Genomic DNA, 26,682 nt, shown 5'->3' with positions numbered 1-26,682 from the left:
CGGTCTCATCATAATTTAATGTCATTTTATCTCCAAAAAGCGAATACAAAAATATAGGGTAGGGTTCATGCTAAACAACAAAAATTATCTGAAGCATATTTTGACAATGGTATTGCTGATCTGGAGTGGTTACACCGGTACAGGGTATGCCAATTTTTTTTCCAATGCGGCTGTATCAGAAACAGATAAAAAATCGTCCGAGGGAAATTTTTCCGGTCTTATTTCCATGACCACTGAATTGCAGAACCCTTCCATTCTAATGGAAAATAAACTCATTGATTTGTTTGATATAGAGGCGGCCTCAAACTGCTTGAACTATCTGGCCAAAGAAACTAAAAAAAATACCAGGAGTCTAAACGCCTTAAACAACAACTCAAAGTACGGCTATGACCGACTTTTTGATCTCAAAGCTCAAATTGCCTTGAAAGAGGCTGTTCTAAATGAGTTAATTCAATCCATCAATGAGGCAATTTCCCAGGCTGAGTCCTGGAGAAAAGAGTGGACCGAAGAAGACGTACATTGGGAACACTTGGAATCCTTGGTTTCAAAACAGAGCTCTGCAGAATCCCTCAGGCCTACTTTTGAAAAGGTTCGACAGATCACAACCCGATCCCAGGACCTGATCTCGCTGACCATAACACCTCTAATCTCCCAGCTGCAGGCTGCAGAATTGATTCGAGCATCCCAGTTGGCACTTGAACTTGAGATAGAGGAACGCGTCACAGTTCTCAATGGCAGCCTTATGCACAAGACCGATCGCTCCATGTTTTCGTCTAAGTACTATGCCCTGCTGAAAAGAGGCTTGTTACTTGAATTGCCGAAACGCCTGCAACGCATTTCAAAACCGGATATTGAGTTTGTCTTGCAAAAGAGAGGGCTGATTATTGTCCAGGTTCTATTCTTTTTAGCCTTAAGCATCGGGATCATACAGAGACGTGAACCTCTGATGGAAATGAATCAATGGCGGTTTATTGCACGAAGGCCGTTTGAAACCGGTATTTTTTTTACGGCTATCACCACCTCTTTTTTTTATGGTGCGATTCCAGGCGTCTGGCGACTTATTGCCCAGGGGATTATTCTTATCCTCCTTGCACGTCTGGTGGACGCCTTTTTTGAGAGTGCCCATAAAAAAATAAAATGGCTTGTTTATTGGCTGCCTGTGTACTTTATCGTTACCCGTCTGTTTGGGGTGTTTAACCTGCCATTTTCACTTTTTAGATTGTATATTTTTTCTACATCCCTGATTGGACTGCCGTTATTTCTCAGTTTTTCCAAAATCAGTGTCCGCCATAAAAATTTGCCTTTATCTCCACGGATTTTTCAATTGGGTGCCCTGCTTTTTTTGATCATTCTTATCATGGAAATGGGCGGGTACAGCACCCTGTCAGCCCATTTACTTGAATCCTCCCTTAAGACAACCTTTATTTCTCTGACAGCCTGGATGTTAATGGTCATACTCAGAGGCTTTTTGTATTGGATCATGCACAGCCCGCCCCTCGGTAAAATACCTTTTGTGAAGGTTAAAACCCATTTTATCATCAGCAGGTCTGCATTTTTGATAAATATTCTGGTCATTCTTCTTGCCGGTGCCTTTGTCCTTGTGACATGGCGGATTTACAGCAACCCGATAGAAGCGATTCATGCGGTTCTGACCTTTGGCATCACACTAGGTGCCAGGCAGATTACCGTTGCACTGGTTCTAATGGCCGGGGGGACTCTTTACACCTCTTTTTTAATTTCCTGGGTAGTTCAAACCATACTTATGGAAGATGTGTTCTCCAAGCGCCAGCTTCAGGTTGGCGTGAGGATTTCAATGGCCAGGCTGGTTCATTACGGCTTTGTTTTTATCGGATTTTTACTGGCCTTGATGACACTGGGAGTTCAGTTTCGGGAATTGAGCATCATTGCCGGTGCATTGGGCGTCGGTATTGGATTCGGTCTTCAGGGTATCATCAATAATTTTGTCTCAGGTCTGATCCTGCTTTTTGAAAGACCCATTAAAGTAGGAGATTATATTGAGCTGGGTGAACAACGGGCTGAAATTAAAAAAATTGGTCTTCGGGCCACAGTGATGCAAACGCCCCAACGATCAGAGATCGTGGTACCCAATAGTGACCTTATTTCAAATCAGGTCACCAACTGGACCCTATCTGATCAATATGTCGGGATCAGAATACCGGTAAAGGTTGCCCATGATTCTAATGTACCTATTGTAACCCAAGCCCTTTTGGACTGCGCCCATGAACACGCGCAGGTGGTGGAATATCCAGCCCCTCAAGCATTGTTCAGGGAATTCGGGGACTATTCTCTGAGTTTTGAATTAAGGGGATGGATTTGCGAGGTGGATGACTGGGATTTGATCAAAAGTGAACTCAATCATAAAATTCAACGAAAATTTAAAACACTTAAAATTCAGATACCTTTTCCCAAACAGGACCTGAATTTACACCTGATGAAAAGTGCTGTTTTTTCCCTTATGTTTATAGTGTTGCCCTCTCAAACTATCTGTACATATTTTTTATAATTTTTCCACTAATGTCTGCGGTCCTTCTACCCCCATGAAACCATCGGCTTCATGCATGTCTCCGGTGCGACGGTAATCACATCATCGCTGACCGGGCAGAACAACCGGCACAGATGGCAGCTCTGGCAGTCTTCGGGGTATGTTATTTTGGCTATCCCTGTTTTTTTATCCATTCGAATAACATCAGCAGGGCAGGTTTCAACACAGGTGCCGCAGCCGATACATAATTTGGTATCAATATTTGCTATCGTCATATTTTTACTCCTATATCTAATTGCCCTGCGCCATGCTTCTTAAAATATTCTGCTTCCCCGGGAAACCGGACTGTATATCTCTTTTCATAGGTCAGACTTGAAAGGGATTCTGGTATCCACTCTTTTGGGATATTCCATTTTCTTACACCCATTTTATCCCCGTCCTTTTGAAGGATCACAAAAGAGAGCCAGTTCTTATCATCCCTGTAGGGGAAGTCTTCCCTGAAGTGACTGTACCTGCTCTCTTTCCTGAACATGGATGCCCTCAGCTTCATTTCAGGTTACTTTAGCGCCCTGTTCCGCAGCCTTAATTGCTGCAAAGGTTGCTGCAACACCGCCCCCGATAATCAGGACCTCCGAATCAAGCTCATCTGAACTTACACTTGAGATGGAGGCGGCACCCGCATTGGACGACATCATCATTCCGCCAACGGAAAAAGCTGCAACACCCATTCCCGCATACTTGATGAAGTCCCTGCGGTTACAATTTAATGGGTTGTTGTTTTGAGGGGTATCCATACTATATCTCCTTGTACTTTACTTTGGCACAGTTCACTTTCTTCATTTTAACAGATTAACTCTTTGCCGTCGGCCAGCTGCCAAAAGGCTGTTTCTCAAATTTCATTGCGCCGTCACGGCCCTTGTAAATATTGATCCAGGCATTCCAATTTTTTGTGTCCATTTCAGGATAATCCAGTCGATAATGGCTGCAACGGCTTTCCTTTCGCATGAGGGATGCCTTGAGCTTCATTTCAGCGCTGATAATCATGTTTCTGGTTTCAAAGGCCAACCGCAATTCATGTAAATCCCCAGCACGAAGCAGTGGCATGTGATGATCCCTCAACTCTTCAACATAGGCCAGTGCGGCCTTTAGGAGATTTTCTTTTTTTATGTAGATAATGAAATTGGGAATCATGATGCCTTGCAGGGTTTGGGTCACCCAGGCGGGACCATACCCTGTTTTTCTCTTCAGAGGCGCAAGGATCTCTTGTTTGACCGCATTCCGTTTGGCTGTTGAAATAACCGGCATTGCAAGTCCCGGGCAGTATTCAGCAGCAGCCTTGCCGGCAATGGCCCCCTGAACAGCAGAACCGGCCAGAGAGGATCCTACCTGGGTATAAATAGCGCCGGCCATATAAGACCCCAATGCATCACCGGCAGCATACAGCCCCGGGATGTTTGATTCACATTTCTCATTGATGGGAACCAGGCCTTCGGACTTGTGAATCGACATGCCGGCTGAGGAACCGCCCACCAGTGTTCCTGCCATTCCCGGAGGTGCGCCCCCTCGTTTTTTAGGTCCCCCTGACTTGCCCCCTGGCTTACCCCCTGGACCGGCCCCCGGTTCACCCTGGGGCGGGCCATTTCGTTTAAATTCATCGGGAACATAGGGTCCGCCTTTGGCCTCTTTGCCATCTGCCATCCCGGGAGGCCCCATCTTAATGGGATTTCCTGTCATGTAAGCTTTGTAATTTTGATCAACCCCCAGATCATGGTGTACTTCAACCCCCGTTATACCAGGTTTCCTTTCAAACATACCATGCCATCCGTCAAAGCAGGCTGCCGCGTTTTTTGCCTGGCCGGGGTGTCCGTCGTTCCATTCCTTGCCGGTCACCTTGGCGCCAATATTATAGGCCATGACAGAGCCGTCGTGGGTGAGATCACAAATGGGAAATCCATTGGGCTTGAAACCACCGGCCCCGGTGCACAGAATCACACTTTTAGCCTTAAAAAAAAGAATTTTTTCTTCATCCAGGCTGAAACCCGCCGCACCGGCAATCTGTCCTTTTTCCTTGATCAAATGGGTAATGACAATTCTTTCTTTGACAGGAATATTTCTTTGGTTGATGGGGGTGTTAAAACTTTTGTTATACAAAGGAGAGTTAAAAAATCCCCATTCTTTGAGTTCATTGACACGGGCCAGGGAATGGGCTGCCATTTGCCGGGTATAAACCGAATTATTAGTGCCCAGGGCAGAACGCGAAACCGTATCCACAAATTCATCCAGACTTATTTTTGAAGAATCGGGATCAAATACAAATATTCCTTTTGCAAACGGCGTTTGTCCCGATGATCCCATACGACCCTTGGAGACAATCATCACCTTGGCACCGGCATCATGAGCCTTGACAGCTGCAAATAACCCTGCCATTCCGCCGCCGATAACCAACACATCTGTTTCATTTTCGGCGTCGATTATTTTATCCGCATCAATTTTAGAGATATTGGGGCTGCACTCTCCCCGTGGGGAGAATCCCATGGCGGCCATTGTTGCCAGCCCTGCAGCACCACCTGCAATTGTCATGAACTTGCGGCGGGACATATCTTTTGGTGTTTGAGAAGGTGTCATTTATACCTCACTGATTTTTTTATGTTTTTTGAACATATCGGTTTTTAAAAGGAGCAAGATTCCGCCCGTTGTCAGAAATAAAATCAAAATTGACATGGCAAGGTTAAAATGGTGGCCAAGATCAATGGCGTGCCATGCGGCAACCGCAATAAATACCACTGCCAGAATACCATGGAAAACCCGCCAGGTTTTGTACTTCATGGGCAACTTTTCCCGTACAAATGCGGTAATTCCCAATACCAGCATCAAACACCATGCAATGATGCCAAGCACAACCCCAAGGTTCATGGTTGTGATGAGGGTTATAAACGCGTCAACCGGGGAGACCCCTGACTCAAAAGACCGCGGAACCACCAGAAAAAGCGGATGGAACAACAGAAGGATGACCAAGGCATATCCGATGATTTTATGATATTTTGTCACTTTGCTCATTTTAAGTTCTGCAACAGCGGATCTATTCCCCCTTGCCCAGAAAAACTGGCCGATCATCTGGCAAAAGGCCAGAATAGTAATGACGGAAAGTGATTCTTTCAACACCGAACGCTCCGGATAATTCCCCATTGCCCAGATCAGCAGCGGCATGCCTGTAAAAACCAGTACGAACTGCTTAAAAAAATTGCTTTTGATATATGTACCCATTTTTACCCCCATGAAACCACCACCGGAATAGATTTTTCCGGTGAAATTGTAATGGCGTCCACGGGACAATACATCCTGCACAAATGACATATCTGGCAATCCGCCGGGTATGCGATGAACGCCTTTTTTGTCGTTGGATCCTGACGGATCACATCTGTGGGGCAGGTTTTAACGCATATCCCGCAACCGATACACCCTCGAATAGATTGGATGGTCATTTTCTTTCCCCTTTTATATGAAACTCCGGCCATGCCGATTTATTAATAAGCACGGGTCTTTTTTTTTGTTAATCATGTTTGGAATTATGGCGATGCCGGCGTGAACCTGCCGTGAAAAGAATGTGAAAAAGATGTGAAATTTAAAAAGTTATTTTAGCCATTGGAAACTGGAATCCGGGTTTCAGGTGTCCTGCCACAGAATTTTGACACCGGTGCCTTGCCCTGCCTGGCTTTCAATGATCAGGTGCCAGCCAAAGCGTTTGCACAGACGTGAGACGATATTCAGCCCCAAACCAAAGCCCTGACTCGTCGCTCCTTTAACATGGGAGTGGGTGACCGATTCAAGCTGGCCTGGTTCAATGCCCATGCCTGTATCCTGGACGCCGATGTGGACATCGTCAAGGGTGATGGTGACCGATCCTTTGGCTGTAAAATAAAAGGCATTGCGGATCAGGTTTGTCACCGCGATATAAAGGATTTCTTCCCTGGCCCTGACCGTCTTGTCGCAAAACACCTCCAGGTGAAGCTGGATATCCTTGTTTTCGATGAGGTGTTGGTTGTCTTTGATGGCCCGTCTGACCACCGGTTCCACCTGACAGAGATCATCTGTCCCGCCCTCTTCTCTGGCAAGCCAGAGAAAGGTTTCAATTGTGGTTTCCATGTCTTTTACCGACCGTGAAATCCGCTTCAAAGGTTTTTTCAACAAAGGGTTGGTCAAAAGCTCCGGCTGGGTCTCCATGATTTCCACCGCCCCTTTGACAATGGTCAGCGGGGTCCGAAGTTCGTGGCTGGCATCCCGGGTGAATTGTTTTTCCCGCTGGATAAAATTGTTGATCCGATTCATGGTTGCTTCGATGGTTCGGGTGAGCATTCCGAATTCATTGTTGGCATTCTTATGGGAAAACCGGACCGGTATATTTTCAGGGTTCAGCCCCTTGATTTGCGCCATGAGGGTCACCACCGGTGCAAACAGCATCCGGGAGGTGATATAACCAATAATGATGCCGGGGATGAGCAACAGAGCCAGGGAAATCATCAGGATCTGTCTGGGATGCAGCCAGGAATTTTCATCGAAAAATTCCCTGCCGTGAAAAAACATGAAATAGGGAATTTCCTTGTCCGGTAATTGGATCACCCCCACGCTGAGCGGGTGCTTCTTTTCAGGATCATCAATGGTGTGAACACCAGGTGGCAGCGATTTTACCAACTCCCTGAAATGTCCCGGCATTTTTTCAAACCCTTCATACATATCAATATATTTGGAATGGGGCAGTGGCGTTGTCCGGTCCTTTTCGTATTTATAGATAAAGGCATCCATCTCCGTATCGATGAGATTGGCGACCATCTTGGTCATGTTGTTGCCCATCACAAAAAAAGTGATGCCGGCATTGAGGGTGATGAGCAGAGTGCCAAACAATAGGATGCTGGCAACGATTCTGAACCGGATGCTTTGATAAAATTTCATGCCTGTTTTTCCTTGAGCCTGAACCCTTTGCCATGGACCGTTTCGATCATGGCCGTTTCAAAGGGTTTGTCGATTTTTTTGCGCAGGGAATACATGTGGCTACGCAGCACATCGCTGCCCGGCGGCATATCGCCCCAGAGGTGGTTTTCAAGGTCCTGGCGGGACACCACATTGGGGGCCGACTCCATGAGCAGCTTCAAGATGGCGGAGCAGGTATTGTTCAGGTCAATTTTTTCCCCCTGGCGGGTAATTTCAAAGGTGCCAAGATCCATCCGAAGGTCATCCACCGCCAGTATCTTGTTGGTGCTCACCCGTCTTTTGGCCAGCGCCTTTATGCGGGCGTTCAGCTCTTTTAAGGCAAAGGGCTTGACCAGGTAATCGTCAGCCCCGGATTCAAAGCCGAGCAGTTTATCGTCCAGGGTATCCCTGGCCGTGAGCATGATCACCGGAACCTGTTTGTCGGCCTCCTGGCGCAATTTTTTGCACAGTGTTATGCCGTCCATGCCCGGCAGCATGAGGTCCAGTACAATGACGTCATACGCCTGGGTCAATGCCAGGTGCAGACCGCCGATACCGTCCATGGCAAAATCCAGAGTATAGCCTTTGGATTCCAGAAAATCGGTCATGTTTTCCACGATGGCCGGATTATCCTCAATGATGAGCAATCTGATATTGGGTGTCATGGGACTCCTTAAAGGGTATCTTTTATAGACTCAACAGTATAATGGCCAACCCCTTCCAAGGCAAGGATAAGATACTCCCCGGCAATGGCCCGACTTTTTATGGAACAGGAGGGAATCCAGTCAAAAGGCACCTTCCCAGCCCTCGGATCCATTTTTTTTTGGGTTAACATTGTTGAACCTTAGACCCAGGCGTGTGAACCCGCCGTGAAGATAAGGTGAAAAAAATGTGAAATCTTAACCTTTATGCAAGTTTTTTTATTGAATACTTTTCATGACAATTTTTTTAGAATCAATTAATTTACAGGGTCATTTAATGGGTCTGGGAAATACAATTCCCCCCTCAGGAACCCGCTGCCACTTCAATTTGACCGGGAAGGGTTTTACATTCCAAATTTTTTGGGCATAGTCGCTGACAGAACGATCTGAAGAAAATTTACCCATACGGGCAACATTAAGGATCGACATCCGGGTCCAGAGATCCTTATCCTCAAACGTCCGGCTGACCCTCGCCTGGCAGTCAACATAGTCCTGATAGTCGGCAAGACAAAGATACCTGTCATCATACAGCAATGAGTCCACGATGGGTTTGAACAATTCCGGGTCACCATGGGCAAAATGACCGGACTTTAACAAATCAATCACCCCCCGCAACTCATCATTTTTCTGATAATATTCTTCTGGCCTGTATCCTGCAATCTTCTTTTCATGAACACGTTGTTCATCCATGCCGAAAAGAAAGAAATTTTCAGCCCCCACCTCATTTCGAATCTCTACATTTGCACCGTCCAGCGTGCCGATTGTCAAAGCGCCGTTCATGGAAAATTTCATGTTTCCAGTTCCGGATGCCTCCATGCCAGCCAGGGAAATCTGTTCGGAAAGATCGGCCATGGGATAAACTATCTGCCCGATTTTGACATTATAATTGGGAACAAAAAAAATCTTGAGCCGGTCTCGCACATCAGGATCGTGGTTAACCACCTCGGCCACAGAATTGATCAGCTTGATAATACGCTTTGCCATAAAATAGCTCGGGGCAGCCTTGCCGCCAAAAACGAACACCCTGGGCGTGATATCTGTGTTGGGATTTGCCTTGATACGATTGTACAGGGTAATGATATGAAGCAGGTTGAGATGCTGCCGCTTGTATTCATGAATGCGCTTGACCTGGACATCAAACATTGATTCAGGATCAATAACAATACCTTCTCTTTGAAAGACCAGGTTTGTCACATCCTTTTTATTATCTTGCTTGACTTTGCGCCAGGCATCTTTAAAGGCGGTATCCTCTGCAAATTTTTCAATCTGCTTTAAATCATCCAGATGGGTAATCCAGTTTTCACCGATGGCATCCACCAAGAGCCTTGTCAACCTCGGATTGCTCAGCGCTATCCATCGCCGTGGCGTTACGCCGTTGGTGACATTGCGTATCTTGCCCGGATACATTTCATTAAAATCTTTGAGGGTATGCCGGCGCAGCAGGTCCGTATGCATGGCAGCAACCCCGTTGATTGTCTTGCTGCCAAAACAGGCAAGATTGACCATTCGTATGTATCTGGGGCCTGATTCATCAATAATCGACATACGGGCGATCCTGGCATCGTCACCGGGGTATCGGGCTTTTACCTGTTCAAGAAGATGATAATTAATATCTAATATAATCTCCAGGTGTCTGGGCAGAACATGTTTGAACAGGTCAATCTGCCATTTTTCCATGGCTTCGGGCAGCAGGGTATGGTTGGTATAGCACAATGTTTTACAAGTAATGTCCCAGGCCTTGTCCCAGTCATAATGATAAAGATCCACCAGCAGCCGCATCAGCTCCGGCACGGCAACGGCCGGATGGGTGTCATTGAGCTGGGCCTGGAAATAATCGTAAAAATTATCCAGGCTGTTATTATTGAGCAGATGGGTTCGGATCATATCCTGCAGAGAGCAACAAACAAAAAAATACTGCTGTGCAAGGCGCAGCCGTTTTCCCTTGAACTGCTCATCATTCGGATATAGAACCTTGGTAATATTTTCGGCCGCTATCTTTTCTTCAACAGCGCCAAAATAATCCCCCACATTAAAATCCTCAAAATCAAAGGACTTTGGCGCCTCTGCACTCCACAGCCGCAGACAGTTTACGGTGTTGACCTTGAATCCTGGCACCGGCGTATCATAGGGCATACCGATGACTGCCAGATCGGGAATCCACCTGACCCGCTGCTTGCCGTTTTCATCATTGTAGATTTCCGTATAACCGCCAAATCCCACCTCACAGCTCAAGTCCAGTTTTTTTATCTCCCAGGGATTGCCCGGGTGCAGCCACCTGTCGCTGATCTCCTTTTGCCATCCATCTTCTATCTCCTGGTCAAACATGCCAAACTCGTAGCGAAGACCATAGCCAATTGCCGGTATCTGCAAGGTTGCCAGGGAATCGAGGTAACAGGCAGCCAGACGCCCAAGCCCGCCATTGCCAAGCCCTGGCTCCTCCTCATGATCCAAGATTTCCTGGAGATCAAGACCCGTCTCCCGGGTAGCCCGGGCCACATCATCATAGAGCCCAAGATTGATAAGCGTGTTTCCCAGATGCGGGCCCATGAGAAATTCTGCAGACAGATAACAGACAACCTTGGTCTCCTTTTCCGACAAGGCCTCGATGGAGTTAATAAACAGATGCTGCATACGGTCACGCACTGTCTGGGCAACCGCCAGGTAGTAATCATTTAACGTCGCAGAACGAATTGTTTTGCCCTGTTTGTAAAAAAGGTTGTAGGCAAAGGCTCGTTTGAGTTTGTTGATCGAATCCGTATCTTTTTTCTGTATTTTTTTCCCCTGTTCTGCAGACCCCATAGTGATCTCCTAATATTGACACGCTTTGTTTTATGACGTCTCCATACCATCAAAGAAAACACGAACCCTTGTTGTGTTTGAGTTTTAAAGCAGACAAAATGTTTATTCAGCCCAAAAACTCCTATCATTTTGAACTTTTGACCCAGATTAATCAAACACTATTTTTTAGGCACAAAGATAAAAAAACGATTCGCATTTGTGGGTACCCAGTATTAAAAAGGCCCGTCGCCCGTGAGATTTTTTTCTTAATATTATTGTCGCAAAGACGCCACAAGCCGGTTGGGTCGTTCAAAATATGCAAACAAATCCAGAATATGGTGTACCAAAAGATCCGATGCTGCCAGGGTTTTGGTTGCCAGGCCCTCGTTTCCCAGCACGGCAACTCCCAATATGGCTTCTCGAAGCATCTGCTCGTCATTGGCCCCGTTTCCCACACCAATGGTGTGTTGGGATCCAAGTTCCCCAAGATAGACAAGCTTGGCTGCAGCCTGATTTCCTTCGGGTATGATGTGCAGGGTACATTTTATCCCTTCAAGTTCTCGTTTGACCGACCCAAAGGTATCTGCGGTGATCACGTGGAACGCCATCCTTTCTGCATGTTGATTGATCTTTTCTTTCACCCCGGCAATCAAATGGCCGTCAACGGCAATGGTGCCGTTAAAATCCAATAACATATTTTCAATCCGAAGATCTGGGGCTCCGGGAATCTGAATCTGAATCATATTGTCTTTCCTTTTTGTTTCTTGTAGAGTTTCTCTCCGATCATCGGAAAGTTACCATTCTTGTATCATCTGTCCCTGGGACAGACGCATCCCTGTGTCGGCAATCCGTTTCACCTGGTCCAGGTAATGGGAAACCAAAAGAATTGTACACTCTTTTTTCACTTCAACAAGGAGTTCTTCGATCATCTGGCAGGCGTTGTCGTCCAGAGAGGAGGTGGGTTCGTCCAGCAGCAGCACCTGGGGGTTCAGGATCAAGGCCCTGGCAATACACAACCGCTGCTGTTGACCACCGGACAATGTTCTGGCATCTTCATTCAACCGATCCTTTACCTCCTCCCATAAAAAACAGCGTTTTAATGCCGTCTCCACCCGAAAGGGGGTATCTGCTTGTTTGTCTTCTCCTTTGAGCTTTAAAGGAAACACAACATTTTTATAAATGCTCATGGGCAAAGGGTTCGGCATCTGGAAAACCATGCCCACCCGGCGCCGCAAGGTTGACACGCTGAATCCGGGATCATAAATATTTTGAAATTTTTCGCCAAACAAGATTTCAATCTGGCCGGTCACCCTTGCCCCTTCCATGGTTTCCCAAAGCCTATTCAAGGTGAACAAAAGGGTGGATTTGCCCTGACCCGAGGGCCCGGTAACAGCGGTGATGGTGTTTTTTACAATCTCCATGGAAATATTTTTCAGCACCGGGTGGGCGTTATAATAAAATCCAAGATTTTTAATTTTTATTTTTGTCTGCATATCAGGACCTGTACAATATTTTTTGAGCCAACCGTTGTTTTATCCAATGGGCAAGAACAAACAAAATCATACAAATAAAGATCAATACAAGGCAAGCCCCATATCCTTTCATCAGCTCTGAATGATCCGCATACTGGGAGGAAATATAGTAAATATAAAAGGGCAATGCTTCAAAACTTGAGAACACAGACCTGGGAATTCCGGCGGTGGCCACGGCACCGGTCAGCATTATAACGGCCGTGTCTTCGGCGCATCTGCCGATGGACAGGATAATCCCGCTGACGATTATCGATAAAGAGGCGGGCAACAGCACATAAAAAATATTTTGAAACTTGGTCGCCCCCAGGCAAGGAGCGGTCATCCTCACATCCATAGGCAGATTTTCCAGGGCCATCTGTGTGGTTCTAATCATATAGGGAAGCACCAGAAACGCCAGGGAAAGCGCAGATATCAGCAGACAGGGATAAAGCCTGTCAAAAAAATAATGGTGCAAAAACAGGGTGATGCTGAATCCAAAAAGACCCACCACAATGGAGGGAATACCGGCCAGGATATCAAAGACCAGGGAAAAAAACCATTTCACCTTAGGCGAAGCGTATTCAGCCAGGAAAATACCGGTAAAAAGGCCCAGGGGAATGGCAAATACAATTGCCAGCACGATCAAACACAGGGTGCCTATCATGGCCGGAAAAAGGCCGTCAAACACCTGGCGCCTTAAAAGCAGGGCCTCCCAAAAGGGGGTGTCCCCGAAAATAAGGGAGGGGACAAGGGTGTGGTATCCTTTGACGACTAAAAAACCCAGGATAATTAAAACAGCGGCCACCAGGGCCAGACTGCACCCCCAGGCAAACAGGTGAAACGCTTTATCCCAAAACGATGATTTCATTTCACCCTGCCCTTCCCGGCCAGAAACCGGACCAGTATCACCATGATTCCAGTCATGGCATAGAGACAAATACCGCAGACAAACAGGGTCTTAAATTCAATACTGTCAAAGTCAGCAGCAATGATCAGGCCGATATGGGCGGTGAGGGTTCGGGCCGAATCCAGGAGGGACCCTGGAAACCCGACCGCATTCCCGCTGATCATCAAGGCAATCAGGGTATCGCCCATGGCCCGGCCAAAGGAAAGAATGAGGCCTGTGGCCATTGATCTCCAGGCATAGGGCAGCACGATATAAAAAAATTTCTGAACGGTGTTGGCCCCCAGGGCATCTGCGGCATTTAAATAAGGTTGGGGGACCAGGGTAAAACTTTGGATAAAAAAAAGAATCATGGTGGGGGAAATTAAAATGCCCAGCATGATCCCTGCGGAAAGGATGCACATCCCTGACCCTTCGGCAAAAAGCGACCTCACCAGGGGAACCAGCAAAAAAATACCCACAAACCCGTAAATTACCGTGGGAATTGCCGTCATCGCCTCAACCATCTGCCGAAGGGTACGCCCCTTTCCCCGTGGGTGTACGATCCCTGCAAAACAAGCAACCCCGCAACTGATGGGAAAGCTGATGCAAACCGCCAGGGAGGAGATGGCCAGGGTTCCGACAATCATGGGCCCCAGACCGAACAGGCCCTGGTCCGGAGACCAGGGCTGGATAAGCATCTTCCAGAACATCCCCCGGGCAAACAAAGGATAGGCCAGGAGCACCATAAATCCCAATATGGCCAGGGTAATACCGACGCTTAAGAGGGAGGCGCCCAGAAAAACAAATTTTGGAAATCGTTCTCGCACCATCAGTTCACAGAAATAAATCCTTTGGCTGCTGCCAGGGCTTGGCCGTCGGGCCCCAGGAGATAGTCAATAAATTTTTTGGCAAGGCCTTTGGCCTCTCCCTTTGTGTTGGAAAAAAGGCCCCTTGCAACCTTGTATTGACCTGACTTAACCGCGTCCATGGTGGGGGAAATCCCATCCAGGGCAAGGGGGGCAACCCCTGCATCAATAAACCCCACAGACACATATCCAATGCTGTAGGGATCATTGTTCACGGCAGTTTTCATGGCACCATTGGAAACAACCACATTGGCTTTGGCTGTGATCTCAGACTTTTTCAATGCCTTTTTCCAGAACACGGAACGGGTTCCGCTTGCCGTATCCCGGGTATAAACATTAATGGCTTTATCTTCCCCGCCCACCTCTTTCCAGGAAACTATTTTCCCGGAGAATATGTCCTGGAGCTGCTGGGTGGAAAGTGCTTTAACCTGGTTTTTAGGATTGGTAACAGCGGCCACCCCGTCAATGGCCCATTTGTACAGTTTCAATCCGTATTTATTGACTTCACCTTCAGTGGCCTGTCTGCCCGAGTTTCCAATATCCACCAACCCCTCTCCCACCTGTTTGATGCCGGCCCCGGACCCCCCGCCTGCAATGGTGATCTGAATTTTGGGATTAAAGGTCATTATTTTTTTTGCCGCAGCTTTCATCACAGGGATGTGGGCGGTTCCGCCAGAAATCCGTAACACCTGGTTTTCCCCGGCAAACACATCCAGTTCGCCAGCCGCACAAAGGCCGGTGAATCCGGCCATGCACAGAACAAGTATGCCGCCCCACACCAATTTATTCTTTAATTTATTCTTTAATTTATTAACTTTCATTTTGTTCACCTTTTTTTAAGGGTTGTTTAATCAATTTGCCATAAAATTTCAACACCTGCCTATCCTTTTTAAACCACTCGTTCAGATGCTTTTTCCGCCAGAATCAAGGCAGCCCCCAATGCCCCCATCATCTGGGGTGTTTCTGGAACCAGCACCTGTCTGCCAAGTTTTTGAGATATCAACTCTTGTATGCAGGGATTGTTTGCCACCCCGCCGGAAAAAACAATGGGCCCCTGGGACGAAACCCGGTTGATCATGCCGCCGGCCCGCTTGACCACACTTAAATGCAGTCCCCTGGCAATTTCTTTACGGTCGGCCCCCCTGGCGATCAGGGTGGTGACCTCGGATTCGGCAAAAACCGTACACATGCTGTTGATACTCAAATCATTTTGGGCGGCAAGAGCGGCCAATCCAAATTCTTCCATGGAAAACCCCAGATTCTTAGCCATAATTTCCAGAAACTTCCCGGTTCCTGCGGCACAGCGGTCATTCATCTCAAATTTTTTAACCCGGCCCCGGTCATTGAGAGCAATGGCCTTGGAATCCTGACCACCGATATCTAAAATGGTGGTTGCCTCGGGAAAAAAGCAAACAACCCCCCTTGCATGGGCCTTGATTTCCGTAACCGTCTGGGCATCATCAAAGGCGGTTTCAAAAAGTCCCCGCCCATATCCCGTGGCCATGATCTGGTCATAGGCCACCCCCCTAAGAATCCGGTTTGCTTCGGAGATGGGATCAAACCCGGTATCGGCCTGGAAAAAGTCCATGAGCGTCCCCTGTTCATCCACCACCACCAGCTCAATGCTCCTGGAGCCGATATCAATTCCTGCATATAATTTCATTGTGTATCCTTAGGTTTGACATTAAAAATCAACCTCAAGTTTTCTTAATTTCTTGATTTTAATATGCCCACGCACAAAATCCCCCATCATTAATAAAAATTCAGGGGGTAATCAAATCGTTAATACCTCTTGGAAACGGTAACTTTATAGAGAAAAACTATACAAACGAGACAAACCGCCCCTATTTAAGTTGCTCCACAAAGGCCTCTATCCGGGTTTTCAATTGCCCCACATCCTCCATTCCGTAATCGGTTTCGATACGCAGACAGGGAATATCCTTTTTTTCCAGGGCATTTTCAACGGGAATGGCCTCCATTGTGTACGGCTGACAGAACTGAAGGCCGTAATGGATGACCCCGTCTGCCTTATAGGCCTTTACCATCTCTTGGATATGATCCAGCCGCTCCTGATTGGGGGTAAAAATGGCACAATCCACATCAAAATACCTGTCGGTAATGGCATCCATCAGTTCATCAATGGTAGTGCCCGTATCTTGGGTAAGATTTCGGGCGCCCCGCTCTCCCACACAGGATTCCTCCCCCACGATCACGGCCCCGGAAGTTTCAATGATCCAGGGTAATTTCCAATTGGGTACGGCCATGGGACAACCGGAGATCAGGATCCGGGGGGTCTTGACCGGGAAAATTCCCTGATTTGCCTGGATTCTTTTTTCCAGTTCATCACACATTTTATGGACCGACTCGGTAAACCGTTTCGGGTTATCGTAAAAGGAAACCTGGTTTGCCAACAGCCCATCCAGTCCGGAAATGACAATAGGATCTGCCGAACGAAGTTTCGCCAGCCGGTGGAGAGCCGACCGTTTGGCATTGACAATCTTGATGGCTTGTGTCAGGGACTCATGGGTAATGACAACCCCGGTCAATTCTTCCACAGCCGTTTTAAACCGGTCGTATTCGGATCTGAGAAGGTCACGGCCCAGGTCCGATTTCATTTGGGGCAAATCCATGACATAAAGGTTGTCCATCAAGGTTCCCAGGGACTCATAGGCTTTTTTCTTGCCGTCACAGGTATTTTCTCCCACAACCATGTCCGCCGCCTCAAGGTAGGGGCAGACCTGACCCAACTTGAATCCAAAGGCAGACTTAATCAGGGCACAGGTGTTTCTGGGCAAATACCTTTCAACCTCTTCAAGGGCGAAATCCGCACCGGAACACAGGCCCACCAGGGTGGCATTGGCGGCCAGGGCAATTTCTTCGGGGACAAAAACGCAATAGGAACCGATTATTTTCCGGCCCTGTTCTTTTTCATCCACCAGCTCCTTGATTCTCAAGCCGTGAACCTCGCTCATCACAAAATCAAAATATCCCATCCCTTCGGGCCGATCCTTCTGGGCGAGATAAATATCGGTATACCCTTTTCCCAGGACCTCCAACAGGGCGTCATGGGATGCAAGGTTCAGTCCCAACCCCTTCCACATGGATTCATATTCATTACTCATTTCAAGTGCTCCTTTTTTTTATCCTAAAATCACAAACCAGCCTATCCCTAATCGGAATGGCCAGGAGAATCAAATTCAAAATTTGAGTAAACAACAGGGATTGGGATTGAAAAAAACTATACAAATATTTTATAGGACATCATAGTTCCTATTTTAGTGATAGTCCCCTTAAAAGCCATAACGAAAACAATAATCACCTATAAATTCGAATGTTTATATTATGTGGCATAGTTAATGCGAAAGGTATAACCGCGAAATATATAAATACGAAATATCCATTTGAATTGCCCCGTTTTTATTGAGGAGACCCATTATGCAAGGGAACCCCATAAAGAAAAGCCCCTGTGAGTCATGTGGTGCCTGTTGTGCATTTTTTCGGGTTTCCTTCCCCACTGCCGAAACCAATGATTTCCCAGGTGGCCTGGTCCCCGTTGACATGACCTTGTTTTCAGACAAGACCCACAGGTGCATGAAAGGAACACAAACAACAAGCCCGCGATGTATTGCCCTGGAAGGAGACGTGGGCTTTCATGTCAGATGCAGGATCTATGAAAATCGGCCCTCCACCTGTCGAAACTTCAACATGTCCTGGGAAAATAATATTGGAAACCGCCTGTGCGACAGGGCAAGAATAATTTTTGGCCTCCAAGCCTTTTCCCGGTATTGAGGCACTCCCCCACAGCTATCAAAACTCTTTTTTATTTTTTTTAAAGTTTTTTTTGTTCAATCCATGCTTGGTGAGAAGCCGGCTTAACTGCCGGGTTGTAATGCCTGCTTTCCGGGCAGAAAGATTTATTTTTCCCTGGGTCTGTTCTAAAATTGTGGTGAGGTAGACTAGCTCAAACGCATCAACCGCAATCTGCCTTGCCTGGGACAGCGGAAAAGTCCTGCTGACTGGCAGGGCTTTTATTTCCGGGTCCAGCACTATTTCAGGGGGGAAATTGGGGGGGGTCAGTTCAAAAGAACTTTCAAGGATGTATGCCCTTTCAAGGATGTTTTCAAGTTCACGGATATTGCCCGGCCACTCGTATCGCGCAAAGCCCGCAATGACGGAAGGATGGAGGATGTGAATTTTTTTTCCATATTTGGCATTCAAGTTATTTAAAAACATGTCTGTCAAGGTCGGTAAATCTTCCAGTCGATCTCTGAGACGCGGAATTTCAATGGGAAAAATGTTGAACCGGTAGAAGAGATCTTTGCGAAATTTGCCCTCGTCAACCAATTTCCCCAGGTCGGCATTGGTGGCGGTAATAATCCGAACATCTGCTCTCAAAATGGATTCTCCGCCAACCCGGCTGAAAGTGCCGTCCTGGAGTACCTGGAGAAGCTTAATCTGGGCAGAGGCGGTAATGGTTCCGATTTCATCTAAAAAGATAGTGCCCCCCCTGGCCATTTCAAACTTTCCGGGCTTCCTTTTATTGGCACCGGTGAAGGCCCCTTTTTCATGCCCGAATAGTTCACTTTCAATCAATGTGTCAGGAATTGCGCCGCAATGAACCGCAATAAACGGCTGTTCACACCGCTGGCTGTGCCAGTGGACAAGCCTTGCCAACATGCCCTTGCCGGTACCGGTATCCCCGAGAAGCAACACAGTTGCAATGGTGGGGGATACAGACCGGATGCTTTCATAAATTTTTTTCATCCTGGGATTTTTAGATCGAATAATTTCAAGCCATTCTGTTTTCCAAAAATGATCCCGTAAATAATCCAGTTCCAAATCCCTGATCAGGGTTTTTCCCGCCGACTCCACCAACAGCTGGATTTCTTTTTCTTCAATGGGATAGGTAAGGTATCCAAAGGCCCCTTCTTTTACGATCTTTACAGCCCTTTGAACCGCCTTGCGGCCACAGAGGACAACCAGCTGAACAAAAGGGTTTATTCGCATAAACGAATTGTCCGGAATAATAGAAATCCTGTCGTTTAAATTCTGTTCCAGAAGCATGATGTCTGATATAATCATGTCAAAAGGGGAAAGGATGTGCAACGCCCTGGCCGTTTCAAAATCAGGTGCATACTTCACCGTATAGGAATTTGAAAGCACCTGTGAAACCAGGTAAAAATCCTTTTTCCGGGTGGATAGAACCAGAATATCTTTCATATCACCTTTTTAAAAAACGCATTTATTTGGATTCTTTGACATCATAAGAACGAATCGCCAACCATAAACCGGGTATCAACACAGACCCGAAGCTACCAAATAAACGCCCTCTCTACCCATGGATGGTGTCGAGAGAGCGTGGTGGATCACCGCTATTTTTTTTATTCGAGAAGTCCTGCTTTTACCTTCTTTTTCTCCTGTTTCTCTTTTTTCTTTTCCTTCATACTTTTTTCCGGTTTCTTTTTGGTCGCTTTTTTAGAATCTTGTCCCTTTGACATTTGCGTCTCCTTAATTTAATGCATCATAGATCTAAAACCGACAGAGGTCAGCCTGATCTTGATTACATATATATCACAAATTTAAAACTTTGTCAGCCAGGATACCGGACAAAAACCAAGACATAAGGATTCCTATATTTATTTTTTTAGGAATTACGATGTCTTGTTTTTCACCCATCACTAAAATCCAGCCGCCAATATCTGAGCATACAACCGTCATGAATCTATTATTAATTCAGAGGGTTCTGATCTACCTGATTTTACACACCTCTTTTGGCATCCATCCTGCAATATTTTGGGGCTTTATTTACCATAGAGGCAGGCGCTCACAATGACAATTGATATTTCGGAACTTATCCGCCAAACCCGGCGAGTGTATTCAGATTCCTATGATGCAATGAACTGGCTCACCCCTGCAACAGCTGACACGGCATCCCGTTTAAGGCAATCCCTTCTCAAAGAAATTGAGACCCATGCCGTTGGACCTGGGTGGCAGTTCTCCGGGACAAAACTTTTTACCCATGAGCTTTCCCCGGGGTGTTCCCTGTGCGGCCGTGGTGACTGGTCCTGCCTTTTTATCAATGGTATCTGCAATGCCCGCTGTTTTTACTGCCCTTCCGCCCAGAAAGAGAAAGGACAGCCAATGACCAGCACCCTGGAATTTAGCAACCCCCGGGATTATGCCGATTATGTCCGGCATTTTAATATAAAAGGGGTCAGTTTCAGCGGTGGAGAGCCATTTCTGACCTTTGAACGGGTCCTGCTTTTTTTAAAGACCCTTAGATCCAAGGTTTCCCATCCCCTCTATATATGGATGTATACCAATGGCCTTCTGGTCACCGAAGACAAATTAAAGGCATTAAGAGATAGCGGTCTTGATGAAATCCGCTTTGACATCAGCGCCAATCATTACCACCTGGAGGGTCTGAAAAAGGCCATAGGAATCATTCCCAGGGTAACCGTGGAGATCCCAGCCATCCCCGAAGACATTGAACTGACAAAACAGGTCATAAAAAAACTCCATGGGTTGGGAGTCAATCATTTGAATCTCCACCAGATCAGGTGCACCGCATTTAACAGGGAGCGGCTGGCCAAACGAGGATATACCTTTTTACACGGCCCCGGGGTCACGGTTCTGGAAACCGAGTTAACTGCATTGGAGCTGATCCGCTATTCCCTGGAACAAAAGATCTGTCTGCCCATCAATTATTGTTCCTTCACCTTTCGCAACCAGTTTCAACGAGCAGGCGGCGGCACAAGAAATGCCCTGGAGATAAAAGCTGCCCATGAAGACGTCACCCCCACCGGCCATATCCGAACCATGAGTGTCAATGGCAGCAAAGAATCCATTGGGTCTCTCAACCGACACCTTATCTCCCGGAATATTGATCCCTCTTCATGGCAGCTATCCAAAGCCTGTGATCAACTTTTTTTCACGGCTGACCTGTGGCCCCTGATTGATTTTACCGATGCCCGCCTCAAGGTCAGCTACAGCAATACCGCTTTAAAATCATCTGTCTCCTTTCAAAATCCCTTCAAGGAAGTGATCTTAAACAAGAAAAAAAAGGTGGTGGTCGAAAGACAGACCGTGCAACCGGGCCTTTGGTTTGAAGGGAATCAAATCCCCCAGTTTGGCCAGAGGTTTATCCAGCAAGACATTAAGCACCCCCGGGAAATCCCTGAAAATAGTCCTCCGGATCTGATGGAGGGGGCCCTGGCATTTGAAACCTTTCGCCAGGGCCTTGGAAAATATTTTTAATAGCAGCCTTTTTTATAGGGCAAATCGGACATCCCCGATTTCATTGGTACGGGCATGCTGTTTTGCCCGCTGCTCTTTTTCTTTGCAGGCCGATATCACCTTGTTTTCCGCATGGGTGATGGCCTTTATATCTTCCCGATGCTGCCAGGGAGTCAACACCTTTTCCATGGCAAGGGCCATGACGGCTTTTCCTGTGGGAGTCCGGGTAATAGCCGTTGTCCAGCCCTGCTCCGCACCCAGGCCGCCAAAGGAGATATCTGCATATTCAGCGGAAAAGTCCCTGCAAAATTCACAGGCACCCCGTTTCAAATCCCTAAGATCATCAAGGGGAACCTCAATCTGACGGCCAGATGCCAAGCTGAAAATAAAGGTTTCCTTGATATTTATTTTCTCAACATCGGCATACTCAAATTGATATTTTTCTTCAATCAGCTTAAATGCCTTGCTGTCAAAGGAAAAATTCCCAGAACAAAAAAGTCCGAAACAATAGTCGATGGAATCCGATGGAACAATCCCCAAAGCCTGCATTTTTCGCATTGCATTGATCTGGCACGGGGTTCCCACAAAAGCAATCCGCCCCGGCATTTCTGCACGAAGCTTGCCCAGAGCTTTAATGGAAGGAGAAAAGGTGGTGTATGCCTCGGACAATTGGGTCATGCCATGGGAATGGTTGAAACAGGACCCTGCCGATTCGACCAGCTCCTGGGAAGTGGTTGCCAAGAAAGGAACCCTGCCCTGTTCGGTATTTTTTGAAACAATGGCCCCGTTAATCCGTCCGGTATCTAAAAGATGGGTCAAAATGGCGGTCACACTCCCCCCATCGGTTCCCTTCTCCCAAATTTTTTCGTCCCTGGCCCGGGAAACAGAGACGCCGATCATTTTTCCAAAAGGCGCTTCCCAACCCATGTTTTCCCTGATTTCCTGGTTAAGTTCATTTGTTTCCGGGCAGATGGGATAACAAAGCCCGCACTCGATACATTTTTCAATCGTACCAAACCGTGGTTTGCCGTCGTCATCTAACTCAAGCGCCCCGTAATTTATGGCGGAGCAGAATGTAACGCAACCGCCGCAATGATGACATCTACCCTCTTTTTGAACGTCCTGAATCAGATTAAAAAAGGTTTTGTTCATACGCCCTCCTATGCCGGTTAAGTGTCCATATCAAATATCGGCTTTACCAAATCGCTGGAATGCAAAAACAAATTATAAAATAAAAACTGTTTTTTATATCCATTATTTTAGAATACATTTCAATGGATTGCAAAGGAAAAAGCAGGACAACCAGATATCAATAATAACCATAACACTATTGTCCTTTGCAGGAATTGCTTTTGTTACCCTGGAACCCTGGCCAATCCTATATAAGATCAGGGGAAACCGAAGGAAACCTTGACCGGTCCGTATGGGGATAAAACTTAGCCCCGGAAAACATGTTCATGAATTCCTGGTTCACGTTAAGCTCAATATAGGTGATGGACTGCCGAATCTCCATAATCCTGTCAAAAACCGAAGGGTCCCGGAGCAGCATGGCGGCCCCACCCAGAGAAGAGTTGCCCAGCACCTTGAACCGGGAGCGATCAATATCCGGGAGCATGCCAATGGATATGGCTGAGTCAGGGTTAATAAATGACCCGAAGGTGCCGGCCACATAAAAGGTTTCCAAGTCTTCAAATTCAAGACCGGCCGTATTTTTAACAATCACCTCCAGGATGGTGTACATGGCGGCCTTGGAACTGGTCAATGAGTTGAGGTCCACCTGGCTTAAGCAGATGTCTTGGCCCGTCCCGGAATGGGCCCTGTCCACCAGGACGAAGGAAAGAATTTCCTCTATTTCTTTGAGCCGGTTGCCACAGGCCTGTCTTGAAAACTTTCCCCTGATGTCAATCATACCCGATAAAAACAGCGCCGCCGCCAGATCAATCATGCCGGACCCGCAGATCCCAACAGGCGGTTTCTCGTCAATGGTGTGAATTTCCACCTTCCGGCTAAGGGGGTCAATCATCACCGTGTCAATCACTCCCGGCCCTGCGGTCATACCCATTTTACTGACCCCGCCTTCGAGAGCGGGTCCAGCAGCGCCTGCACAGGCCATAAGCCAGTCTCGGCTACCCACAACAATTTCGGCATTGGTGCCCACATCCACCATGAGACAGGTGCCCTCTTTTTTATCCAGATCTGCAAATAAAATCCCGGCAATAAGATCCCCGCCAAAATAGGACCCGATATTGGGGAAAAGAAACAGCAGGCCGTGGTCATTGATCTCCAGTCCCACCTCAATGGCCTTCAGGGTATCGGGAATATTCACACAGGGGATATAGGGTTCGCGGATGATCTCGAAGGCCTCGATACCCAGAAACAAATGGGTCATGGCCGTATTGCCCGCCCCAATAACCAGGTAAATATCGTCCAGGGCACACCCCTTCGCCCGGCATAACTTGTTCAGATTATCATTCACCCCATCCATTAAAAGCCTCTGGAGTTGTTCAAGTCCACCGGTCTTATGGGAATGATGAATCCGGGCCAGAACATCCGGCGCAATCACCACCTGGGGATTGTCAAACCCGATTTCCCCCAAGGTCTCGCCAGATTCAAGATCCAACAGCTGAATCACCACCCGGGTGGTGCCAAGGTCAATAGCCGCACCCAGCAACGGTCGTACCGGACCCGACTCTGCCAGACAGGGTCCAAGACCCGAAGGACAACCGGATTCAGACAAACCCGCCGTCAGATGGGGAGGGACCAGATCCACCAGGCGCCAGGACTGGCGGTCCTTGAACAGAACCGCCCTGGCCTTGTAATCCCACCTCCTCAAAAAGGAGGGAAGATTTTTAAGCAGATGCCAGGGGACCGTTACCCCTTTGTTGCCACCCTCTCGTCCCAATTCTCTGGTTAAGGCCTGCTCCAGACGCTGGGCATCGGCTGTATTGTTTCCCAGGACCGGTTTTTCAATTTCTATATACCGGACACACCCCTGGCAGTCCCTTTCTTTGAATCCCGGGCTCATTTACGCAATCCTTCCAGGCGGGCCTTGACCTTGGGAAAATAATTGAGCTCTGTATGGGGCATGAACAAGGCTCCCATATAATGGTCCATATAAGAAGGGGTGGATGCCAGCTCAAAATTGGTCATCATGTTCACCACCTCCCCCACGTTCCGGCGAAGGGAGTTGGTCAGACAATTAATCCGGCAACCCAGCAGGGACCCATTGCCAAGGTAGGTCACCTTGGAAGGATCAAGCTCCGGTAAAAGGCCAATGGTAATGGCAGACTCAAGATCCACAAACGATCCAAAGCCCCCAGCCAGAATAATTCTCTCGATGTCCTTGATCCCAAGGCCGATCTCTTCTAAAAGGGTCAGAGCAGCCGAAAACATGGCCCCCTTTGCCCGGATCAAATTGTCCAGATCCGGCTCTGTGATGGCAATGTCCCGGTCAATCTGGGTATTTTCCTTATAGACCAGGACATATTCCCAGATGTCATCGGTTTTCCGGATCCTAGGGGTAGAAAGCGTCTGGTTAAATTTTCCTCTGGAATCGATCACCCCGGTTTCCAGAAGTTTGGCGGCAAGGGTTATGAGCCCTGACCCGCAAATCCCCTTGGCCTTGGCATTGCCCACGGTGATAATCATGGGTTCAAAGGTGGAAGGATTGATGGAAAAATCCTCAATGGCCCCCTTGATGGCCCGCATGCCAAATTTCACCCCGCCCCCTTCAAAGGCGGGACCGGCCGAAGCCGCCGTGCAGACCATCCAATCCTTGTGGCCAATGGCGATTTCCGCATTGGTTCCAATATCCATATACAGGGTCAGTTTATCTGACAAATACATGCCCGATGCCATGATGCCCGAAATGATATCCCCGCCCACATAGGAGGAAACCCCGGGATAAACCAGTGCAATGGCATGATCGGCAAGAGCAAGATTAATCTTTGTGGCACGAAAAGGGGGATACATGATCGAGGCCGGCACATAGGGCTCTTTCCGGATATAGCTAGGATTAATTTTTAACAGCAGCTGGGTCATGGTGGAGTTACCGGCCAGGGTAATGGTGGAAACCTCATGGATTCCTATACCGGCTTTTTTAACAATTTTTTCGATAACTTTGTTAATGGTCTCCACCACTTTTTGATGAAGCACCTCAAGCCCGTCGCCTTTGTCCGCAAACACAATCCGGGAAATCACATCCTCCCCATAGGAAAGCTGGCTGTTAAACTCCCCGTGCTGGGCCAACACTTCCCCGGTGTGCACATCCAGGGCCTGGCCATATACGGTGGTGGTGCCGATATCCATGGCAATGGCAAAATTTCTGTCACTGGTGTCCGAGGGTTCGATATTGATGATTCTGTTTTTCCCGTCTTCTCTAACCGGCCGGACAATGGTGGCGGTTACCTTAAAATTTGCCTGCCGGATAATATCCGGAACTTTCCGGATCAACCCAAGCCCCATGGTCAGGCGGTGCTCATCGTGCTTAAGACGCAAATGGTTGATAATCCGTGCCACATCTGCCTGGTTATCCCCTTCACTTGGCGGATCCAGCTCCAGATAAATTTTTTCCACTGGCGGAATAAACAGCCCGTTTTCCCTGAGTTCATCCAAATTGGGGAAAATGGCCTTGGCCGTGTGCCGGCCCTTGGACGTCTGGTTGAGACGACTGGTCTCCATCTGGGATTCCACCGGAACTCTCACCACAAGATCTGAACAAACCGTGGACAAACAGGCCAGACGATATCCCTGATCCCGGTCTTCGGGGGAAAGATGCTCTGAAATACCCCCCTCCACCTCTCCTTGTTCAATCAGCACCCGGCATTTTCCACAAACCCCGGTTCCACCGCAGGAAGCATTGATATGCACCCCTGCTTCCATGGCCGCCCGAAGAAGGTTTTCATTCTCTTTGACTTCAATGGTACTATTCTGGGGTAAAAATTTAATGGTATAGGTCATATTATATCCTCTTATAGTAAGGTCCTTTGAACAAGGGTACACTCATTCTACCAGCGGCACCTTCTTGGTCAAAACCCAAAAGGTCGAAATTTTGGAATTATACCCCCTGGAAACCGGTTTGCCAAGGCATGAGTTTTTTATTCCTTAAAGAGAAAACGAATTGCATTGAATTTTTTTTAGGTTTATGGAATTATGAAAAAATTATCAATAATTAGAGAGATAAAAATCAAAATGATTTATCAGATTTTATTATCAGATTTTATAACCAGATTTTATA

At 47.4% G+C, this 26,682-nt stretch carries 24 protein-coding genes; 3 read left to right on the top strand and 21 right to left on the bottom strand.

Annotation, left to right across the window (positions count from 1 at the left end; translation table 11 throughout):
* Positions 1 to 67: 67 nt before the first annotated feature.
* Positions 68 to 2,524 carry a mechanosensitive ion channel family protein gene (locus ACZ45G_RS04795; RefSeq protein WP_464175537.1) on the top strand — a complete coding sequence of 819 codons (2,457 nt, stop codon included), beginning with the start codon at positions 68 to 70 and terminating at the stop codon, positions 2,522 to 2,524.
* Between the two features lie 26 nt (positions 2,525 to 2,550).
* Here ACZ45G_RS04795 and ACZ45G_RS04790 read toward each other — a convergent pair whose 3' ends face one another.
* The 17 genes from ACZ45G_RS04790 to ACZ45G_RS04710 all read right to left on the bottom strand — a co-directional run bounded on the left by ACZ45G_RS04790 (position 2,551) and on the right by ACZ45G_RS04710 (position 17,332).
* Positions 2,551 to 2,778, bottom strand: a complete 228-nt coding sequence (locus tag ACZ45G_RS04790) for a 4Fe-4S dicluster domain-containing protein (RefSeq protein ID WP_464175536.1) — start codon at positions 2,776 to 2,778, stop codon at positions 2,551 to 2,553.
* Complete coding sequence (locus ACZ45G_RS04785) at positions 2,775 to 3,053, bottom strand: hypothetical protein (RefSeq protein ID WP_464175535.1); 279 nt, start codon at positions 3,051 to 3,053, stop codon at positions 2,775 to 2,777. Before ACZ45G_RS04785 ends, ACZ45G_RS04790 begins: the two co-directional genes overlap by 4 nt.
* Position 3,054: 1 nt before the next feature.
* Positions 3,055 to 3,297, bottom strand: coding sequence for a twin-arginine translocation signal domain-containing protein (locus ACZ45G_RS04780; protein ID WP_464175534.1), 243 nt, complete (start codon positions 3,295 to 3,297; stop codon positions 3,055 to 3,057).
* 55 nt (positions 3,298 to 3,352) lie between these two features.
* The gene (locus ACZ45G_RS04775; protein ID WP_464175533.1) at positions 3,353 to 5,128 is read right to left on the bottom strand and encodes an FAD-binding protein; all 1,776 of its coding nucleotides are present in this window, start codon (positions 5,126 to 5,128) and stop codon (positions 3,353 to 3,355) included.
* The gene (locus ACZ45G_RS04770; protein ID WP_464175532.1) at positions 5,129 to 5,767 is read right to left on the bottom strand and encodes a ferric reductase-like transmembrane domain-containing protein; all 639 of its coding nucleotides are present in this window, start codon (positions 5,765 to 5,767) and stop codon (positions 5,129 to 5,131) included.
* A 2-nt stretch (positions 5,768 to 5,769) separates the two neighbouring features.
* Positions 5,770 to 5,985, bottom strand: coding sequence for a 4Fe-4S dicluster domain-containing protein (locus ACZ45G_RS04765; protein WP_464175531.1), 216 nt, complete (start codon positions 5,983 to 5,985; stop codon positions 5,770 to 5,772).
* A gap of 181 nt (positions 5,986 to 6,166) precedes the next feature.
* Positions 6,167 to 7,450: a sensor histidine kinase gene (locus ACZ45G_RS04760; protein WP_464175530.1), complete on the bottom strand. Its 1,284-nt coding sequence runs from the start codon at positions 7,448 to 7,450 to the stop codon at positions 6,167 to 6,169.
* Entirely contained in the window at positions 7,447 to 8,133 is a 687-nt protein-coding gene (locus ACZ45G_RS04755; protein ID WP_464175529.1) for a response regulator transcription factor, read from the bottom strand. Before ACZ45G_RS04755 ends, ACZ45G_RS04760 begins: the two co-directional genes overlap by 4 nt.
* Before the next feature lie 8 nt (positions 8,134 to 8,141).
* A complete protein-coding gene (locus tag ACZ45G_RS04750; protein WP_464175528.1) occupies positions 8,142 to 8,303 on the bottom strand; it encodes a hypothetical protein in 162 nt (53 codons plus the stop codon).
* 136 nt (positions 8,304 to 8,439) lie between these two features.
* A complete protein-coding gene (locus ACZ45G_RS04745) occupies positions 8,440 to 10,968 on the bottom strand; it encodes a glycogen/starch/alpha-glucan phosphorylase (RefSeq protein WP_464175527.1) in 2,529 nt (842 codons plus the stop codon).
* A gap of 251 nt (positions 10,969 to 11,219) precedes the next feature.
* Positions 11,220 to 11,690, bottom strand: a complete 471-nt coding sequence (locus ACZ45G_RS04740; RefSeq protein ID WP_464175526.1) for an HAD family hydrolase — start codon at positions 11,688 to 11,690, stop codon at positions 11,220 to 11,222.
* A gap of 51 nt (positions 11,691 to 11,741) precedes the next feature.
* Complete coding sequence (locus ACZ45G_RS04735; RefSeq protein ID WP_464175525.1) at positions 11,742 to 12,440, bottom strand: phosphate ABC transporter ATP-binding protein; 699 nt, start codon at positions 12,438 to 12,440, stop codon at positions 11,742 to 11,744.
* 1 nt (position 12,441) lies between these two features.
* The gene (pstA, locus tag ACZ45G_RS04730) at positions 12,442 to 13,326 is read right to left on the bottom strand and encodes a phosphate ABC transporter permease PstA (protein ID WP_464175524.1); all 885 of its coding nucleotides are present in this window, start codon (positions 13,324 to 13,326) and stop codon (positions 12,442 to 12,444) included.
* A complete protein-coding gene (locus tag ACZ45G_RS04725; RefSeq protein ID WP_464175523.1) occupies positions 13,323 to 14,174 on the bottom strand; it encodes a PstC family ABC transporter permease in 852 nt (283 codons plus the stop codon). Before ACZ45G_RS04725 ends, pstA begins: the two co-directional genes overlap by 4 nt.
* Positions 14,174 to 15,031: a phosphate ABC transporter substrate-binding protein gene (locus ACZ45G_RS04720; RefSeq protein WP_464175522.1), complete on the bottom strand. Its 858-nt coding sequence runs from the start codon at positions 15,029 to 15,031 to the stop codon at positions 14,174 to 14,176. The genes ACZ45G_RS04725 and ACZ45G_RS04720 overlap by 1 nt, the downstream gene beginning before the upstream one ends.
* A gap of 68 nt (positions 15,032 to 15,099) precedes the next feature.
* Positions 15,100 to 15,873, bottom strand: a complete 774-nt coding sequence (locus ACZ45G_RS04715; protein ID WP_464175521.1) for an acyl-CoA dehydratase activase — start codon at positions 15,871 to 15,873, stop codon at positions 15,100 to 15,102.
* Positions 15,874 to 16,054: 181 nt separating this feature from the next.
* Entirely contained in the window at positions 16,055 to 17,332 is a 1,278-nt protein-coding gene (locus tag ACZ45G_RS04710) for a double-cubane-cluster-containing anaerobic reductase (protein ID WP_464175520.1), read from the bottom strand.
* Positions 17,333 to 17,645: 313 nt separating this feature from the next.
* Here ACZ45G_RS04710 and ACZ45G_RS04705 point away from each other — a divergent pair, with 313 nt between their 5' ends.
* Positions 17,646 to 17,999: a YkgJ family cysteine cluster protein gene (locus tag ACZ45G_RS04705; protein ID WP_464175519.1), complete on the top strand. Its 354-nt coding sequence runs from the start codon at positions 17,646 to 17,648 to the stop codon at positions 17,997 to 17,999.
* 18 nt (positions 18,000 to 18,017) lie between these two features.
* On the opposite strand, the gene ACZ45G_RS04700 is transcribed toward ACZ45G_RS04705, so the two are convergent.
* On the bottom strand, positions 18,018 to 19,430 hold the full coding sequence (locus ACZ45G_RS04700; protein ID WP_464175518.1) for a sigma-54-dependent transcriptional regulator: 1,413 nt from the start codon (positions 19,428 to 19,430) through the stop codon (positions 18,018 to 18,020).
* A gap of 609 nt (positions 19,431 to 20,039) precedes the next feature.
* Here ACZ45G_RS04700 and ACZ45G_RS04695 point away from each other — a divergent pair.
* Positions 20,040 to 21,467 (top strand): radical SAM protein, encoded by a 1,428-nt coding sequence (locus ACZ45G_RS04695; protein WP_464175517.1) that lies wholly within the window; start codon positions 20,040 to 20,042, stop codon positions 21,465 to 21,467.
* Between the two features lie 12 nt (positions 21,468 to 21,479).
* On the opposite strand, the gene ACZ45G_RS04690 is transcribed toward ACZ45G_RS04695, so the two are convergent.
* The 3 genes from ACZ45G_RS04690 to ACZ45G_RS04680 form a co-directional block, all read right to left on the bottom strand.
* Positions 21,480 to 22,598 carry a Coenzyme F420 hydrogenase/dehydrogenase, beta subunit C-terminal domain gene (locus ACZ45G_RS04690; RefSeq protein WP_464175516.1) on the bottom strand — a complete coding sequence of 373 codons (1,119 nt, stop codon included), beginning with the start codon at positions 22,596 to 22,598 and terminating at the stop codon, positions 21,480 to 21,482.
* Positions 22,599 to 22,824: 226 nt separating this feature from the next.
* Complete coding sequence (locus ACZ45G_RS04685; protein WP_464175515.1) at positions 22,825 to 24,471, bottom strand: ASKHA domain-containing protein; 1,647 nt, start codon at positions 24,469 to 24,471, stop codon at positions 22,825 to 22,827.
* The gene (locus ACZ45G_RS04680) at positions 24,468 to 26,405 is read right to left on the bottom strand and encodes an ASKHA domain-containing protein (protein ID WP_464175514.1); all 1,938 of its coding nucleotides are present in this window, start codon (positions 26,403 to 26,405) and stop codon (positions 24,468 to 24,470) included. Before ACZ45G_RS04680 ends, ACZ45G_RS04685 begins: the two co-directional genes overlap by 4 nt.
* Positions 26,406 to 26,682: the final 277 nt, after the last annotated feature.

It is taken from the genome of Desulfoconvexum algidum, assembly GCF_055382125.1.
Note: the sequence above shows the minus strand (reverse complement) of the source record. Positions and strands in the feature narration are given on the sequence as shown.

Bases quoted from the DNA above. Each gene is read 5' to 3' on its own strand.
- ACZ45G_RS04795 (WP_464175537.1), top strand. From the start codon at position 68: ATGCTAAACAACAAAAATTATCTGAAGCATATTTTGACAATGGTATTG.
- ACZ45G_RS04790 (WP_464175536.1), bottom strand. From the start codon at position 2,778: ATGACGATAGCAAATATTGATACCAAATTATGTATCGGCTGCGGCACC.
- ACZ45G_RS04785 (WP_464175535.1), bottom strand. From the start codon at position 3,053: ATGAAGCTGAGGGCATCCATGTTCAGGAAAGAGAGCAGGTACAGTCAC.
- ACZ45G_RS04780 (WP_464175534.1), bottom strand. From the start codon at position 3,297: ATGGATACCCCTCAAAACAACAACCCATTAAATTGTAACCGCAGGGAC.
- ACZ45G_RS04775 (WP_464175533.1), bottom strand. From the start codon at position 5,128: ATGACACCTTCTCAAACACCAAAAGATATGTCCCGCCGCAAGTTCATG.
- ACZ45G_RS04770 (WP_464175532.1), bottom strand. From the start codon at position 5,767: ATGGGTACATATATCAAAAGCAATTTTTTTAAGCAGTTCGTACTGGTT.
- ACZ45G_RS04765 (WP_464175531.1), bottom strand. From the start codon at position 5,985: ATGACCATCCAATCTATTCGAGGGTGTATCGGTTGCGGGATATGCGTT.
- ACZ45G_RS04760 (WP_464175530.1), bottom strand. From the start codon at position 7,450: ATGAAATTTTATCAAAGCATCCGGTTCAGAATCGTTGCCAGCATCCTA.
- ACZ45G_RS04755 (WP_464175529.1), bottom strand. From the start codon at position 8,133: ATGACACCCAATATCAGATTGCTCATCATTGAGGATAATCCGGCCATC.
- ACZ45G_RS04750 (WP_464175528.1), bottom strand. From the start codon at position 8,303: ATGTTAACCCAAAAAAAAATGGATCCGAGGGCTGGGAAGGTGCCTTTT.
- ACZ45G_RS04745 (WP_464175527.1), bottom strand. From the start codon at position 10,968: ATGGGGTCTGCAGAACAGGGGAAAAAAATACAGAAAAAAGATACGGAT.
- ACZ45G_RS04740 (WP_464175526.1), bottom strand. From the start codon at position 11,690: ATGATTCAGATTCAGATTCCCGGAGCCCCAGATCTTCGGATTGAAAAT.
- ACZ45G_RS04735 (WP_464175525.1), bottom strand. From the start codon at position 12,440: ATGCAGACAAAAATAAAAATTAAAAATCTTGGATTTTATTATAACGCC.
- pstA (WP_464175524.1), bottom strand. From the start codon at position 13,326: ATGAAATCATCGTTTTGGGATAAAGCGTTTCACCTGTTTGCCTGGGGG.
- ACZ45G_RS04725 (WP_464175523.1), bottom strand. From the start codon at position 14,174: ATGGTGCGAGAACGATTTCCAAAATTTGTTTTTCTGGGCGCCTCCCTC.
- ACZ45G_RS04720 (WP_464175522.1), bottom strand. From the start codon at position 15,031: ATGAAAGTTAATAAATTAAAGAATAAATTAAAGAATAAATTGGTGTGG.
- ACZ45G_RS04715 (WP_464175521.1), bottom strand. From the start codon at position 15,873: ATGAAATTATATGCAGGAATTGATATCGGCTCCAGGAGCATTGAGCTG.
- ACZ45G_RS04710 (WP_464175520.1), bottom strand. From the start codon at position 17,332: ATGAGTAATGAATATGAATCCATGTGGAAGGGGTTGGGACTGAACCTT.
- ACZ45G_RS04705 (WP_464175519.1), top strand. From the start codon at position 17,646: ATGCAAGGGAACCCCATAAAGAAAAGCCCCTGTGAGTCATGTGGTGCC.
- ACZ45G_RS04700 (WP_464175518.1), bottom strand. From the start codon at position 19,430: ATGAAAGATATTCTGGTTCTATCCACCCGGAAAAAGGATTTTTACCTG.
- ACZ45G_RS04695 (WP_464175517.1), top strand. From the start codon at position 20,040: ATGACAATTGATATTTCGGAACTTATCCGCCAAACCCGGCGAGTGTAT.
- ACZ45G_RS04690 (WP_464175516.1), bottom strand. From the start codon at position 22,598: ATGAACAAAACCTTTTTTAATCTGATTCAGGACGTTCAAAAAGAGGGT.
- ACZ45G_RS04685 (WP_464175515.1), bottom strand. From the start codon at position 24,471: ATGAGCCCGGGATTCAAAGAAAGGGACTGCCAGGGGTGTGTCCGGTAT.
- ACZ45G_RS04680 (WP_464175514.1), bottom strand. From the start codon at position 26,405: ATGACCTATACCATTAAATTTTTACCCCAGAATAGTACCATTGAAGTC.